We start from the raw sequence: 15,468 nt of genomic DNA, 5'->3' as shown, positions 1-15,468 counted from the left end.
CTCTAAAACAAAAAAGGCAGACACGCAAGTGTCCGCCTTCATTTTTTTTCAAACGCAGCGGTTGTTGTACCCGTTCATGGCTTTTTGCAGCCCTTCTTTGGCGATGCACATCGCCGCTTCCGCAGCCAGCTTTATGAAATGATCCAGCTTTTCGGCCTCGTCGGGTGCAAACTTGCCCAGAACGTGCCCCACTGTCTCCTTCCGCATATCCTTGCCGATGCCCATCTTGACCCTCGGAAACTCCTCGCCGCCCATATGCTGGACGATGGATTTTATCCCGTTGTGTCCGCCGGAGCTTCCGCCCCTGCGTATCTTCAGCTTGCCGAAGTCCATGTCCAGATCGTCGTGGACTGCTATGACATCGGAAAGGGGGATCTTATAAAATGCGCAGAGCGGCTGAACGCTCTCTCCGCTGAGGTTCATGTAGGTCATTGGTTTCAGGATGTAATGCTTGCTGCCGTCGATGGTGACATCGCAGAACTGACCTTTGAAACCGTCCCTGAAACTTCCGCCCAGCTTGTCCGCCAGATAGTCCGCAACCATGAAACCGAGGTTGTGGCGTGTGCGGTCATATTTTTCGCCCGGGTTGCCAAGTCCGACAATAAGCACTTATACCTGTCCTTTTGCAAACAGCGAGCTGATGGATTCTTTCTGCCAGATCCTTGTGATGGCCTCGGCAAAGAGACCTGCCACCGAAAGAACCTCTATCTTGCTGACAGCCTTCTCCTTTGCGAAGGGAACGGAATCAGTTACGAGCACTTTTTCAAGGGGAGACTGGATTATCCTTTCTATGGCGGGGCCGGAGAGGATACCGTGGGGAGCGGCCGCTATAACGGATTTTGCCCCGTGGTTGATACAGGCAACTGCGGCCTGAGTCAGGGTTCCCGCCGTGTCTATCATGTCGTCAACGATGATGACTTTTTTGCCGGAAACGTCGCCGATCACGTTCATTGCCTGAGCAACGTTCGCTTTCTCACGGCGTTTGTCAACGATGGCGAGGTTTGTTTCCAGAATCTTGCTGTAGGCTCTGGCTCTGGCAACACCGCCCGCATCGGGTGATACCACGATGTATTCGTCGCCCATCATTTTATTGATGTTAAAATATTTTTCAAAAACGGGAGAGGAATAGAGGTTGTCCACGGGGATATCGAAGAATCCCTGAATCTGTCCGGCGTGGAGGTTCATGGTTACCACTCTGTCGATGCCGGATTTTGTGAGCAGGTTTGCCACCAGTTTGGCAGTGATGGGCACACGGGGTTCGCTTGTTCTGTCCTGTCTGGCATAGCCGAAGTAGGGCATGATGGCTGTTACGCTGTTTGCAGATGCTCTTTTCAGTGCATCCACCATGATCATAAGCTCCATGAGGTTCTCTTCGGCGGGTTTGCAGGTGGACTGAACAACGAATACGTCACGTCCCCTTACGCTCTCGTTGATCCTGACGAAAATTTCGCCGTCGCTGAATTTGCGGATGTCCGCATCGCCGAGTCTCATCCCCAGCTTAGATACTATCTCCTGTGCCAGCGGACGGTTGGACGTCCCGGAAAAAACAAGATAATCCATTGTGTGCTCCTGCTGTTATAATAATTTGGTTAAAAAGCATTTCCAGTGCGGATTTGCACCCGCAATTTCAGAAAGGGCATGCTGTGCCCTGTCAAAGTCCCTGAACAACCCGAAAACGGTTGCCCCGCTGCCGCTCATCAGAGCAAAATCCGCCCCTGAGCGCATAACGGTCTCTTTTGCCTTCGCCACTTCCGGATAAAAAGGAAGCACCGCAGGCTCAAGCCCATTGTACAGCACTTTGCTGTATTCATCAAATTTTGCTATGTGCGGGATTCTATTCACTTCCGCCCTGTCAGTCAACTGCAAATTACCCGATGTAAAAACTTGTGCGGTTGAAACGTGCACCGCAGGGTTAACAAGCAGAACGTAAGCCTCCGGAAGGTTTCCGTATGGAGTGAGTATCTCGCCCCTGCCTTCGCCTGTCATCGGCTGGTCATACAGGAAGAACGCAGTGTCGGAACCGACCTGAGCCATTATCCTGACCTGCTCTTCAAGGGGCATTTCCACGTTTTCAAGTTCCAGCACAGCTTTCAGATAGACGGCTCCGTTGGAGCTTCCGCCGCCCAGTCCGCCGCCGTCAGGTATTCTTTTGACTATATCCACAGTGTGGTTCGTTTTGATACCGTATTCAGCGAGTATCTTTTTCACCTTGCTTACGATATTGCGTTCGTCCGTGGGTATGTCGGGGTTAGTGCATGTGATCTCAAATTTACCGGATTTTGTTACGGTGATTGTATCGGAGATGCCTATTGGAGCAAAAAGTGTGTAGAGTTCGTGAAAGCCGTCCGCCCTTTTGCCGAGCACATGGAGAAAAATATTGATTTTTGCTCTGCTCTCAAGGGTCAGGGAGGTCATTGCAGGCCTATGTAGATCGACTGCTTCGGCGTAACATATTCCAGCTGTTCCGCTTTGCCGCCGCTGTATTTATAGTTATAGGTTCCTTCGGGTGTCTTTATTGATTTTATGAGGTAGTCGGCTCCTGCCGTCACCACCACATCGTCTTTGGTCATGACATATTCGCCGTTCTTAACTTCCAGCTTATAGCTCCGGTCAACGTTGACGTATGGGTATCGGATAAGCTCCACCATTGTCTCAAGGCCTTTCTGTTTGCTGATGTACTGAGCCAGAAGTGAGATATCGCCCGTTCCGTCCATTGCGGATATCTTGCCGTCTTTGTACTCAACCCTCGCAAGGGTTATGCCTAACGGACCGAGAAGGGTAATGGTGAGGTCGTTGCTGCATTGTTTGTCCAGATAGCCTTTAAACCGCAGGTCCTGCTCTTTATAGACATAGCGCACAACCACTTTGCCCTTATATTCACAGACCACACGGTTGGCCTCTTCTATAAGACGGAGGGTGTCGCTGTCATAATCAGTTACCAGCGATTTGCTTACACAGCCTGTCGCCGCAAGCAGCAGAAGGAGGCAGAGACTAATTCTCTTTAATGACTTCATCTATGGTTTTCTTGATGCCAAGTTTTTTCATTATGGCTTTCATGTGCTCGACTATCTCCTGCTCTTCGGGAGCGAGTTTGACCGCTTTTTTCTGATAGACGTATGCATCTTTGTACTTGCCCTGTTTGTAGAGTATCCAGCCGAGGCTGTCCAGATATGCAGGCTCGTTGGGTTTTGCTGCCAGAGCCTTTCTGATGAGTTTTTCACCCTCTTTCAGGTTGATGCCCATTTCTGCATACATGTAGCCGAGGAAGTTGAGGAACGATTCGTTGTCAGGGTATATCTTAAGCCCCTGTTTCACCACCTCAACGGCTTTTGCCTTCTCTTTCTGACCGTCGTAGAGCACCGCAAGGTCGAGCCTGAGCTTTATGTCCTTGTCGTTCTCCGCCAGCGCCTTTACCAGAGTGTCCTCTGCGGCTTCAAAGTTTTCCTGCTGGGAATAGGCCTCAGCAAGTATCCTGTAAAAATCCACATCGGCATATTTTCTGTCGACACCCTTCAGAACTTCCACAGCGGCATCGGCTTTCTTTTCACGGATATAGATTATCGCCAGACGCTTTCTGGCATCAGCAAAATCGGGTCTTTTTGCAAGAATGGATTTATAGGCGGCCTCGGCCTCCATATCCATTTTTGCGGCTTCGGCCATCAGAGCCATTGAGTAGCCCGTCTGGATGTCCTTGTCTATCTCATAGGCACGTTTGAAATAATCATATGCCCTGTCGAATTTTCTTGCATTATAGCTCAGACTGCCCAGCTGTTTGAGCACATAGAGCTTTTCGTTCCCTTCAAGGTTGGTTAGTATGCTCTCATAGAGCGGGTAGGCGTCCCCTTCCTGTCCCTGCCTTTTCAATATCTCTGCAAGGCGGAACTGGGCGATTATGTTGCCGGGGTTCACCTGAATTATCATTTTCAGATATTTGACAGCGTTTTCAGTGTCGTTTTTGCCGAGATAATAGTCGGCCAGTCTTGAGGCCGCAAAGAAGTTGCTGTCAATGTCTGCGGCGGTGTGATAGTCGCTGAGTGATTCTTTGTCCAGCCCCAGACGGGCATACATTTTCGCCCGTCCGACGTAATACTCTGATTTTTTTTCGGTGGCTATAAGCTGGTTATAGGTGCTTATGGCGCTGTTGAAATCCTGCGTGTCCTCATAGACAGAGGCGATGGATTCCAGATATTTCTGGTCTTTGGAAATATCGTAAGCTTTTTTATAAAGCTCAAGGGATTTGGGAAGAGTGTCTTTGCTCATGCGGTAGATGTCGCCCATCAGACCGATAAGCTCCACAAAGTCGGGGTTTTTTTTAAGCCCCTTCTCAACGGTTATCTTAACGGACTGAAGGTCGTTCATCTTTATGTAGGCCTGAGCAAGCTTGAGATATATGTGCGCATTGTTGTCAGATGCCAGCAGGTGCTCATATATCTCAGCGGCTTCCTCATATTTCCCCTCATTATCATACATGGACGCACGCAGATAGAGTGCATCGTTTGTCAGGTCGGTGATGTTGGTGTCCGCAGAGGACATCAGACTGGTGAGAAACAGACCCGCCAGCAGGATAATGAGTTTTTTTCGCATCAGAAATACCTTTCTATAAATGCCGTGCTTATTTCGCCCTTGATAAACGCATGGTGCTCAAGGATGCGTTTGTGGAGCGGGATCGTGGTTTTGATACCCTCAACAACAAATTCGTCCAGCGCTCTCTGCATTCTGGCGATGGCCATCTCCCTGTTTTTGCCGAACACGATGAGCTTTGCTATCATGCTGTCATAATAGGGGAGAACCGTGTAGCCGTCATAGCATGCCGAATCCACTCTTGTTCCGAATCCGCCGGGGATGTTGTATCCGGTTATTGTGCCGGGACAGGGGCGGAAGGTTTCGGGGTCTTCAGCATTTATTCTGCATTCTATGGCATGACCTACGATACGGATGTCCTCCTGATTCAGGGTGAGGGGTTCGCCTGCGGCGATCCTCAGCTGAAGCTGAAGGAGGTCGATGTTGGTCATCATCTCCGTTACAGGGTGTTCCACCTGAATACGGGTGTTCATCTCCATAAAATAGAAGTTTTCATACTTGTCCACAAGGTATTCTATGGTTCCTGCATTTTCATACTGCAGAGACTGAACCGCCTTAACGGAGGTTTCGCCCATTTTTCTCCTTGTTTCAGCACTGATTCCGGTGCTGGGAGCTTCTTCCAGAAGTTTCTGGTGGCGGCGCTGAATGGAGCACTCCCTCTCGTAGAAATGGAGTCCCTTTCCCTTTCCGTCGCCGAAAACCTGAATCTCGACGTGTCTGGGCTCTTCGATGAACTTCTCAATATAGACCTCGTCGGAGCCGAAAGCGTTCGCTCCCTCAGCTCTGGCCATTTCGAATGCGTTCATGAAGCTCATTTCGTTGTGGGCAACACGCATACCCTTTCCGCCGCCTCCGGCCGCCGCCTTGATTATAACGGGGAAGCCGATGGACTTGGCGATCTCCAGTCCCTCTTTCACATCCGCAACGGAACCGTCACTGCCGGGAACAACAGGAACGCCGAACGCCTTCATGGCATCCTTTGCGGCGGACTTGTTACCCATCATTGCGATGTGCTTTGAGCTGGGGCCTATGAACTTAAATCCGCTCTCTTCGCAGATTGCGGCAAAGTCTTCGTTTTCAGCCAGAAAGCCGTATCCGGGGTGAATTGCGTCTGCATCGGCGATCTCCGCCGCTGCCATGATGCTCTTCACGTTCAGATAGCTGGCTCTGGACTGGGCAGGTCCGATGCACACGGCCTCATCGGCCATTGCAACATGGAGGCTGTCACGGTCTACGTCTGAATATACGGCAACCGTTTTGATTCCCAGTTCCTTACAGGCTCTTATAATTCTGAGGGCGATTTCGCCCCTGTTTGCTATCAGTACCTTATTAAACATGACACGCCCTTATATGGGTTCGACTATGAAGATCGTCTCTCCGTATTCAACGGGTTTGCCGTTCATGCCGACTCTCTTTTTAATAACGCAGTCAAACTCAGCCTCGATCTCGTTCATGATCTTCATGGCTTCGATGATGCAGAGTGTCTGGCCCTTTTTCACTGTTTCACCTTCGGAAGCAAAAGGAGCGGCGCCGGGTGAAGCTGCCTCATAGAATGTCCCCACGATGGGAGATTTTACCTCTGTGCCGGACACAGCGGGAGCAGCGGCAGCGGCAGGCGCAGCGGCAACAGCGGGTGCTGCGGCGGGAGCGGCGGCAACAGCGGGAGCAGCCGCATACTGCATGGGTGCGCCCTGTATTATCTGGGGAACGTCACCGTTCTTTGATATAAAAAGGCTCTCGGTTTCGTTTTCATACTGAAATTCTTTGATGTCTGATTTTTCAATAAACTTGATAAGTTCTTTAATCTCTCTGATGTCCATTTTCCACCCTCCTTATCTGGCGGTTCTGACTCTTTCCATGTATATCTGTTCTCTTGTGTCGATCTTAAGCACGTCGCCTATGTTTATGAACAGGGGCACGTTAACTGTTCCGCCTGTGCTGACGGTTGCGGGTTTGCTGCCGCCGGAAACGGTGTCGCCTTTAAGACCGGGGTCTGTTTCGGTGACTTCAAGCTCAACAAAGTTGGGCAGGTCTATGCCGATGGGCTGGCCGTTGAATATCTGTACGCTGACCATGATGTTCTCAGGCATGAAGAGGTAGTTGTCGCCGACGCCGTCAGTGCCTATCTCTATCTGCTCGTAGCTCTGTGTGTCCATGAAGTAGAACTTCTCGCCGTCGCTGTACATATACTGCATCTCTTTTTCTTCAAAGTCGGGCTGTTTGATCTTTTCGTCAGACTTGAAGGTTCTTTCGATTACAGCTCCTGTGCGAAGGCTCTTAACCTTTGTGCGGACGTTTGCTCCGCCTCTTCCGCATTTAATATGAAGATACTCGACAACTGCATAGGGTTCACCGTCGAGTTCGATTTTTGCTCCTCTCTTAAACTGGTTGGGAGTGATAACGCTCATAAAAAAAAACACCTCATATAGTTTTGTAAATGTATCTGTCAAAAACCGCTGTAAGGTTCTCGCATCCGTTTTCGGTGACCAGCACAGTGTCCTCAAGCCTGACACCGAGGCTGCCCGGCAGATATATGCCCGGCTCCACAGTGACTATCATTCCGGCTTTAAGCACAGTTTCGTCCCGTTTGTTCAGACTGGGTTTCTCGTGAACGTCGATGCCCACGCCGTGCCCCAGACTGTGGTTAAAATATTTTCCGTAGCCCTTTGACTCAATATAGTCTCTGGCCACAGCGTCCGCCTCTTTTGCGGTGACGCCCTCTCTGATAAAGTCAGAAGCCTTTTTCAGCGCAGTGTAGACGATGTCCGCTATCTTTTCGGCTTCGGCATTATCGCCTGTGATAACTAATCTGGTGACGTCGCTGCAATAGTTCAGCCTGCACCCGTAGTCCACCACCACAGCGTCGTTCTTTTCAACGACCTTGCGGGTGGCTATTCCATGGGGCAGTGCGCCTCTGGCTCCGGATGCCACTATGGTGTCAAATGAGACAGTTCTGGCACCGGAAAGTTTCATCTGCTTTTCAAGCTCCGCCGCCCAGTGATCTTCGGTGTTGCCTGAAACGAACACCGACAGGGAGTTTACAAACCCCGCATAGGCAGCGTCATACATAGCCCTTATCTGCGCCGTCTCTTCGGGACTTTTTATTATCCTCAGCGAACCGACGAGATTAGCCCTGTCCACATCGACCTCGCATCCCGCCCCTTTAAGGGTTTCGTAGTCCAGAAGACTGCACGCATAGGTCACATGTATCTTTTTATAGCGTCCGCCCACAGCGGCAACCGCTTCCTGATAGCTTGTTACGATGATTGTGTCAATATTTTCCGGCAGTTCGGATCTTATCTGCTCTTCGTATCTGCCGTCGGTAAGGAAAACAGCGGACTGTCTGTCCGCAAACAGAAGGGCAGTGCTTCCTGTGAAGCCTGTCAGATAATATATATCCGAAAGGGAGCTGATGAACAGGCAGTCTATGCCGCTCTTCGCAATGAGGCTCTGCAGTTTTCCGATTCTGTCCGTCAAGCAAGCTCTCCGAGAAACCAGTCAAGTGCAAGAAGGTATGATTTTGCGCCGAACCCGGCGATAACGCCTTTGGCGATGTCCGATATGTATGATTTGTGCCTGAAGCTTTCTCTGGCATAAACGTTTGAAAGATGAACCTCAACAATAGGCAGTGAGACCGAAAGCAGAGCATCACGGATTGCGATGCTGGTGTGCGTGTAGGCTCCTGCGTTGATGATTATCCCTGAGGCATCAGTTCTGTGTATCATATCTATAATGTCGCCTTCGTGGTTCGACTGAAAAAATTCCAGTTCACATCTGCCGTCCGCCAGCGCACGCATCTGTTCGCAGATAGAATCCAGAGTAACGTCGCCGTATATCCCCTTCTCCCTGCGCCCGAGCATATTCAGGTTCGGGCCGTTGACAACCAGAATCTTCATATCCGTCTCCTGCAAAATAATTCAGCTATTATATCAATTAGTATCTGCAAATCCAGCTATTATAAACGGCAAAGGAGCCGTTTGACCCTATTTTGAATTATTTTTTATAAGCTCCAATAGGTTTTCAAGCCTGTTCACTTGTTCATATGTCTCATCATCCAGATGCGCATACCCTATTTCTTTTTCAGACGGGGCATTTTCATCTGCATCAATGCTCATGTATTCATCCGTGTCCGAAGCGGTTTCCCTGTCCTCCATGGCATCCAGAGCGAACAGGGTAGCAAGCTCGTCTTCAAGGGCAACGTCTTTTGCTATCTCCTGCTGGATCTCTGAAACAAGCTCTTTCTCATCCGCAATAATGTCAGCGGGAATCTCTCCCGTGTCCTCTGCAGTATCCGCAAATGTTTCAGCCCGGGTATGTTCTTCCGCCTCGCTTATCTCTATAACAGGGCGCATGAAGTCTCTGTGGGCGATTATCTCGTCCGCACTTTCAACCTCAACCGCATCGGTTATCTCTTCTGTGGCGGCCTCATCAGGCATTTCTGCTGTTTCTTCTTCAACAGGCTGTTGTTCCAGAACGTCCTTAAGCGCCTCATCTATTCTTTCATCGGTGATTATCTCATCATATATCTCTTCTGCCAGATCAGCCTCAGGCTCCGGTTCGTCTTCCGGCATTTCCGCTTCCGGTTCGATAATATCATCAGTTTCAGCGGCTTCCTCAGCGGCAGGAACTTCATTCTCTTCAGCCGTTTCCTGAATTTCAGGTTCAGGTTCGTCTTCAATCTCCTGAACCTCTTCCTCAGCCGTTTCGGGCATCTTTTCAGGTTCATCTGCGGACACTTCTGACAGAATATCCGCCATGGCCTCCGCAAGGGCTTCGGACTCAAACTCTTCCGGCTGAATCTCTTCAGGCTCGTCAACCTGTTCAGGTTCTTCGGATACGGCAGTCTCAGCCTCTTCCTCTTCAACAACAGGTGCAGGAGCTATGACAACAGGAGCCATGTCCTGTCCGTCCTCCGTCACCGGAACAAAATCGAAAAGATCATCTATGGATGCGAGATGTTCTTCGGCTATCTCCTCAACATCTCCTGATTCATCAAATACGTCCTGCTCAACAACTATGCTGTCTTCAGCACTGGCAAGGAACTCGTCCTCTCCCTGCTCTGCATGCCATTCAGCCTCGTGAGTAGATTCATCGGTGGAATCTTCGGCAAAGACCTCCGCCTCGGATTTAAGCCCTTCCAGACCGAAATCGGCAGAGAGTTCAGCCGCCAGATCGCCTATATCCGCAGAAGGCGCAGTCTCCTCCGGCATGTCGTCCAGAGCGGAGAAGTAATCGTTCTGCTGTTCCTGAACAACCTTTGCGATGGATTCGTGGCTTTCGGTGGGAACAACTCTTTCGTCGGCATCGGCCAGCATCTCCTCTTCAATCTCGTCTGCCGCCTCCGCAGGAGAATCATCCTCTGTGAATCTATCCAGGCTGTCAGCTCCGAAGTCGGGTGACTGGCCTATGATATCCTCAACGGCATCCTTAACATCCATATCCGACAGATCGGGACGTTCTGCGGACGCACCGAGTTCGTTGCGAACCTCGTCCGCAAGTTCCTGTCCGATGGTATCCAGAAGCTCTTCATCTTCCATAAGGTTGCGTTCGTCACGCAGGTCGGAGAACTGCATTCCGCTTTCGGACAGAAGTTCCTCAATGGTCTCTTTCAGTTCAAGATCTTCCGGAGCCGTAAAGTATGCGTTTTTATATGAAACTATAGCTTTTTTATTTTCGCCTTCAGACTGGTAGATTTTTCCGAGGAGTTTTTCGGCAAGGTAGTTGTTCTGATCCAGCACTCTTATTTCGGTGAGCAGGCCTTTGGCCTCCTCAACCCGTCCCATTCCTATATAGCACTGAGCCAGAAGAGTTTTTGCTGTAGCGATATCCGGATTGGCGTCCAGCCCTTTCATCAGAACGTTCGCCGCTTCATCAAAGCGGGTCAGCTCAACGTAGGCCTTCGCCAGGGGCAGAAAAAGCATGGAGGTATGGTCTGCCTCCATCTTGGCAGAAAAATATTCGATGTCGCCCAAAAGTCCGGCTTTGGTTTTATCGTCCATATGGAGATATGTTACCCTGAATTAGAAAAAAGTCAAAGGATAAGACTTTGTGCGGTGGGTCAGATACTTTCGAAGTATTCTATAACCGATTGCAGGCTAATGTTTTTCACAATTCTTCCTGTGCCCGGTGCTGGTGCAATGGCAAGGGTCAGTCCCTTTCTGTCGGCCTTCTTGTCGGCTGTCATTGCAGTAAAGAAAAGGTCTTTGTCCACTATCTTATATTCCAGCGGAAAACCGTAAATTCTGAGAACTTTCCCGACTTCCGACAGAGCATCAGGAACCGCAAGCTTGTGCTTAACGGCATAATCCGTCTCCAGATACATGCCCGTGGCCACAGCGAAGCCATGTTTTACGACATGGTGGGAATCTGTCTCTATTGCGTGTGCAAAGGTGTGCCCGAAGTTAAGCAGTGCCCTTTCGCCCTGCTCCTTCTCGTCGACCTTGACCACCTGCGCTTTCAGCGCACAGCAGCGGGTGACCACATAGTCAAGCACCTCGGTATCCCTTGCCAGAACTTTGTCTTTGTTGTCACAGAGATATTGAAGAAACTCGGCATCGTACACAGCGCCGTATTTTATGACTTCCGCAACACCGTTAAGGTATTCCTCATCGGTGAGGGTTTTCAGGAAATCCATATCTATATAGACGTGTTTAGGCTGGCAGAATGCGCCCACATTGTTCTTTGCGCCTCTGAAATTGATTCCGGTCTTTCCGCCGACACTGGAATCCACCATTGAAAGCAGGGTTGTGGGTATCTGAACAAAGCTTATGCCCCGCATGTAGGTTGCGGCTACGAAACCGCCCACATCTCCTGTTATCCCGCCGCCCACAAGAATGAGCCTGCCGTCTCTGCGGCATTCGCCGCGAAACAGAAAACCGAGAACGGCAACAACAGATTCATGGGTTTTGTTGTGTTCGTCCGCACGGAAACGGTAGACACGGTCTTTAGGCATTATTCCGCTGTATAGGCTGAAAACGTTGTCATCCACCATGAAGAAATCACTTTCGGTGTTGAAGGATTTCAGAACATCGGCAACGAATCCGCTGCCGATGGTTATTTCGTAGGAATAGTCAACCTGCTTTTTCAGATCAACGAAAACTTTGCCCATGACACTCCCGTTATAAGGCTTATCAGCCCTGTATCTCCTGTCTCAGGATAGCGGTTATCTGGTCTGCCGCCTCCCTAGGAGTAATATCGGAAGTTTCTATGATATGATGAGCATTAATATAGAAAGCGGCTCTCTCAAAAAGCAGCCTTTTAATTTCATCAAGCGGTTCAGCAACTTCAAGCAGAGGCCTGCAGGTATCATCCGCTTTCAGTCTTTCGTGGATCGTGTGAGCATCGGCTATAAGGGTGAAAACATGGCCGGAGTTTTTCATGAGGTCAAGGTTGCCTCTGGTGACGACTATGCCGCCTCCTGTTGAGACTATCATGCCCTTCTCTTCGGTTATCTTCCTTAAAACCTCGGTCTCAAGTTTACGGAACTCTGCCTCGGAAGATTCCTCAAAAATCTCGCCGATGGTTCTGCCCGTCATCTCTTCCACCATTTTGTCGGTATCGACGAACTTCATTTTAAAGTCTTCCGCAAGAAGTCTTCCCACAGTGCTTTTGCCTGTGCCCATGAAGCCAATCAGGTAAATATTCTTCATCATTGCCCCTTCGTTGTGTTTTCGCTTTCCATTTTCTCGACTGCCGAGCGGACGCACGGCTCGGGAACGCTGTCTTCGGCAAAGGCTTCAATATAGACCTTTTTCGACTGACATGCACCACCCGTCACCACTCCGCTGTAACTGTCGGCTTCTTTAAATACAACACCCTGCGGAATATTCAAATCTATTTTTTGGCCTTCGCCCCATATTCTTTTCTGAAATGCAGCGACTACGGGTGCGGCAAGACTGCCACCCGTACCCTTCTCGCCCATGCTCCGGTTGTCGTCGAAACCCACCCATGCAACAATGGAATAGGGCGGAGCGATGGCCGCCGTCCATGCATCCTTATATTCGTTCGTTGTTCCCGTTTTTGCCGCAGTTCCAAGCAGGATGCCAGAGCCTCTGGCCGTTCCTATTCTGGGGCCGTCCTGAAGGATATGCATGACCTGATAGGCACTTACCGGAGAAACTATGGGGGTCGGTCTGCGCTTGGCATAGAAAACGGGATCGCCGTTTGTCTGCCTTATGTTAAGTATCAGCCCGCTGTCCTTCCGGATGCCCCCTGCGCCTATAACGGAATATACCTGAGCCAGATTCACCGCCGTCAGCGGGAAAATGCCCAGCGGCATCGCCAGATAGGGCTTAACATCGTATGCCATGCCCATATCCTTTGCGGTGTCTGCAACCTTGTTCAGTCCTGTCAGGGTGGCAAGGCGGATGGTGGCGTTGTTCAGAGAGAACACAAGCCCCTTTCTCAGAGGTATCACGCCCATGTAATAGTCGTCATAGTTCACCGGACTGTAGGGCTTGCCGTGGTTCTTATATTCATATCTTTTATCGTTTATCAGCTGATTCGGTCTGAAGCCATTCTCAAAGGCTGTCAGATAGACGACGGGTTTGAAAGTTGAACCTATCTGCCTTTTCATCTGCATTGTGCGGAAGCGGAAACGGTTGCTGGCCGCCAGTGCCTCTATGGAACCGTCCTCGGTGTTCACCACCGCAAGAACGATATTCGCACCCTCAGGCACCAGAGGCAGCCGCTCGGCTATGGCCTCCTGCGCCGCCTTTATGGTTGCAAGGCTCAGACCGGAGGTGACTGTCATCTCGCCGGAAGGCTGAACCCCTCTGCGCTCCATCTCCTCAAGGATAAGTGACGTATACTGGGGATATTCGTCCGTCATTGCCGTTATATTGTATTCAACAGGGGTACGCAGAGCATCCGAATATGCCTTGTTCCCGTCTTTCGTCATAAACTGAGCTAACTCACCGGTGCGCTTTACGAAGCTCTCTATGTCCTCATACGGCAGGATGTTCAGCGTCATAACTGTCATAAGCCAGAGTATCTGCGGCCTGTCCGCAAACTCCGCACTCTTTCCGAAATAGAAGAGCGAAGCGGACTCCAGCCCCCAGAGGTCGCTCTGCATGTAGACAGTCTGAAGATACGCATCATATATGCCCTGCATCCCGTGCATCTTTATCAGGTCTGCGGCGGTCTTCCACAGTACCAGATCATAGTGCGGGTCGTCCTTGTACATATAGGCGGCCTTCTCCGCCTGATACATAACTATGCAGTCGTCCAGCCCCCCGGCGGGTATCTCATATTTTTTCAGGAGTTTTATTTCATCTTCGGTGTCCGGTCTCTCGCAGGTATAGATGTTTCTGCCAGCATAGGACATGAGTGCATAGAAATCCGCAGGTATGACCGAGGGCATAACATCTGCCCGCTCGTATACCTTTTTATACATAAGAATGTTATCTTTGGAATAGATTGAAACTGTCTTGGTCTTTCTGTCGAAGTAGAACATCGCTCCCATATCGGGAGAATAGAGTTCCAGTTTTATCCTTACCTTTTCCAGATACCACATCGTGCCCGCCGCCCCTGCGGCACCCAACACAGCCAGTATCAGGAAAAGTTTCAGATATCTCATCATTTGTCCTGTTTGGAATCCAGATACTCTTTCAGAAGCTGAAGAGCCATGTTTCTGTGGCTGATGGCGTTCTTCTCTTCGTCCGTCAGCTCGGCCATGTGCCTGCCGTCGGGCAGAAGGAAGATGACATCGTATCCGAAGCCGCCTTCGCCTTTATAGTCTCTGGCAACCGCCCCTTCGCACATTCCGCCGAAGGTTCGCTCAACGTTTCCGCCCGCAGCAAGGGCGATAACGCAGATGTAGCTCGCTCCTCTGGCTTCGTCCGGAACCCTTTCCATTACAGCCAGAAGCTTATTGTTATTGTCCGCATCAGTGGCCTTTGAGCCTGCAAATCTTGCGCTGAAAACTCCAGGTGCGCCGTCCAGCGCATCCACGGAAATTCCCGAATCATCCGCAATGACGTACCCGTCAACCAGTTTTGAAAGCGCCTTAGCCTTTATTGAAGCGTTCTGCAGAAAGGTTCTGCCCGTCTCTTCAACGTCCATATCCTCTTCAATATAGTCGTATGCGCTGACAACCTCGAACCCGCTCAGTATCTGGCCTATCTCTTTCAGTTTATGCTGATTTTTTGTAGCGACATAGAGTCTCATGCAAGCCCCAGCAGTCTCTTCTGTGCCGCCAGAAGGTTTTCAATCCCCCTGACACCCAGATCGAGCATTCTGTCCAGCCCGTCCCTTGAAAAGGCCGCACCCTCTGCGCATCCCTGAATTTCGATGATATCGGCTCCGTTCTTCATGACGAGGTTCAAATCGACGTCAGCCGCACTGTCCTCGGTATATTGCAGATCCAGTAGATACTGCCCGTCCACTATGCCGATGCTCACAGCACCCACAAAGTCCTGCACGGGGTTCTCGGCCAGAACTCCTTTTTCAACCATCCTCTCTGCCGCTATGTAAAGTGCGCAGAATCCGCCTGTGATGGCCGCCGTGCGTGTTCCGCCGTCAGCCTGAAGCACATCGCAGTCTATGATTATGGTATTTTCGCCCAGCTTCTCAAAATCCACCGCCGCCCGCAGGCTCCGGCCTATCAGTCTGGATATCTCCATTGTACGGCCGTCCTCTTTGCCCCGTTTGGATTCCCTCTGGTTGCGGGTGTTTGTGGCTCTGGGAAGCATTGCATATTCCGCTGTGACCCAGCCTCTGCCGGAATCTTTCAGAAAAGGGGGAACCCCCTGACTGAAACTGGCGTTGCAAAGCACTTTTGTGTTTCCGAATTCGCAGAGCACCGAACCTTCGGGGTGCATAACATAATCTCTGGTAAGTGTTACCGGACGCATTCTGTCGCCGGGTCTGTCTGTTCTCATTTTATTC

Annotated in this window: 16 protein-coding genes; all 16 read right to left on the bottom strand. The window is 50.4% G+C overall.

The window, feature by feature from the left end:
* Positions 1–48 precede the first annotated feature (48 nt).
* A complete protein-coding gene (gene pth / locus C8D98_RS02905; protein ID WP_132871862.1) occupies positions 49–609 on the bottom strand; it encodes an aminoacyl-tRNA hydrolase in 561 nt (186 codons plus the stop codon).
* Positions 610–1,560, bottom strand: coding sequence for a ribose-phosphate pyrophosphokinase (locus tag C8D98_RS02900; protein WP_132871860.1), 951 nt, complete (start codon positions 1,558–1,560; stop codon positions 610–612).
* Between the two features lie 15 nt (positions 1,561–1,575).
* On the bottom strand, positions 1,576–2,415 hold the full coding sequence (gene ispE / locus C8D98_RS02895; RefSeq protein ID WP_132871858.1) for a 4-(cytidine 5'-diphospho)-2-C-methyl-D-erythritol kinase: 840 nt from the start codon (positions 2,413–2,415) through the stop codon (positions 1,576–1,578).
* Positions 2,412–3,014, bottom strand: a complete 603-nt coding sequence (locus C8D98_RS02890) for a hypothetical protein (RefSeq protein WP_132871856.1) — start codon at positions 3,012–3,014, stop codon at positions 2,412–2,414. The genes ispE and C8D98_RS02890 overlap by 4 nt, the downstream gene beginning before the upstream one ends.
* Positions 2,992–4,584, bottom strand: coding sequence for a tetratricopeptide repeat protein (locus tag C8D98_RS02885; RefSeq protein ID WP_132871854.1), 1,593 nt, complete (start codon positions 4,582–4,584; stop codon positions 2,992–2,994). The genes C8D98_RS02890 and C8D98_RS02885 overlap by 23 nt, the downstream gene beginning before the upstream one ends.
* Positions 4,584–5,918 (bottom strand): acetyl-CoA carboxylase biotin carboxylase subunit, encoded by a 1,335-nt coding sequence (gene accC, locus C8D98_RS02880; protein WP_132871852.1) that lies wholly within the window; start codon positions 5,916–5,918, stop codon positions 4,584–4,586. Before accC ends, C8D98_RS02885 begins: the two co-directional genes overlap by 1 nt.
* A 9-nt stretch (positions 5,919–5,927) precedes the next feature.
* On the bottom strand, positions 5,928–6,401 hold the full coding sequence (gene accB, locus C8D98_RS02875) for an acetyl-CoA carboxylase biotin carboxyl carrier protein (RefSeq protein WP_132871850.1): 474 nt from the start codon (positions 6,399–6,401) through the stop codon (positions 5,928–5,930).
* 12 nt (positions 6,402–6,413) lie between these two features.
* Complete coding sequence (gene efp, locus C8D98_RS02870; protein ID WP_132871848.1) at positions 6,414–6,989, bottom strand: elongation factor P; 576 nt, start codon at positions 6,987–6,989, stop codon at positions 6,414–6,416.
* Between the two features lie 13 nt (positions 6,990–7,002).
* Complete coding sequence (locus C8D98_RS02865) at positions 7,003–8,058, bottom strand: M24 family metallopeptidase (protein WP_132871846.1); 1,056 nt, start codon at positions 8,056–8,058, stop codon at positions 7,003–7,005.
* Positions 8,055–8,477, bottom strand: a complete 423-nt coding sequence (gene aroQ / locus C8D98_RS02860; RefSeq protein WP_132871845.1) for a type II 3-dehydroquinate dehydratase — start codon at positions 8,475–8,477, stop codon at positions 8,055–8,057. Before aroQ ends, C8D98_RS02865 begins: the two co-directional genes overlap by 4 nt.
* Positions 8,478–8,564: 87 nt before the next feature.
* The gene (locus C8D98_RS02855) at positions 8,565–10,580 is read right to left on the bottom strand and encodes a tetratricopeptide repeat protein (RefSeq protein ID WP_132871843.1); all 2,016 of its coding nucleotides are present in this window, start codon (positions 10,578–10,580) and stop codon (positions 8,565–8,567) included.
* Positions 10,581–10,639: 59 nt separating this feature from the next.
* Positions 10,640–11,689, bottom strand: a complete 1,050-nt coding sequence (aroB, locus tag C8D98_RS02850) for a 3-dehydroquinate synthase (protein ID WP_132871841.1) — start codon at positions 11,687–11,689, stop codon at positions 10,640–10,642.
* A 22-nt stretch (positions 11,690–11,711) separates the two neighbouring features.
* Positions 11,712–12,233, bottom strand: a complete 522-nt coding sequence (locus C8D98_RS02845) for a shikimate kinase (protein WP_243640901.1) — start codon at positions 12,231–12,233, stop codon at positions 11,712–11,714.
* On the bottom strand, positions 12,230–14,161 hold the full coding sequence (locus tag C8D98_RS02840) for a transglycosylase domain-containing protein (RefSeq protein WP_132871837.1): 1,932 nt from the start codon (positions 14,159–14,161) through the stop codon (positions 12,230–12,232). Before C8D98_RS02840 ends, C8D98_RS02845 begins: the two co-directional genes overlap by 4 nt.
* Positions 14,158–14,748, bottom strand: coding sequence for an RdgB/HAM1 family non-canonical purine NTP pyrophosphatase (gene rdgB / locus C8D98_RS02835; RefSeq protein WP_132871835.1), 591 nt, complete (start codon positions 14,746–14,748; stop codon positions 14,158–14,160). The genes C8D98_RS02840 and rdgB overlap by 4 nt, the downstream gene beginning before the upstream one ends.
* Positions 14,745–15,461: a ribonuclease PH gene (gene rph / locus C8D98_RS02830; protein WP_132871833.1), complete on the bottom strand. Its 717-nt coding sequence runs from the start codon at positions 15,459–15,461 to the stop codon at positions 14,745–14,747. Before rph ends, rdgB begins: the two co-directional genes overlap by 4 nt.
* Positions 15,462–15,468: the final 7 nt, after the last annotated feature.

The organism is Seleniivibrio woodruffii (assembly GCF_004339245.1).
GTDB lineage: Bacteria > Chrysiogenota > Deferribacteres > Deferribacterales > Geovibrionaceae > Seleniivibrio > Seleniivibrio woodruffii.
Note: the sequence above shows the minus strand (reverse complement) of the source record. Positions and strands in the feature narration are given on the sequence as shown.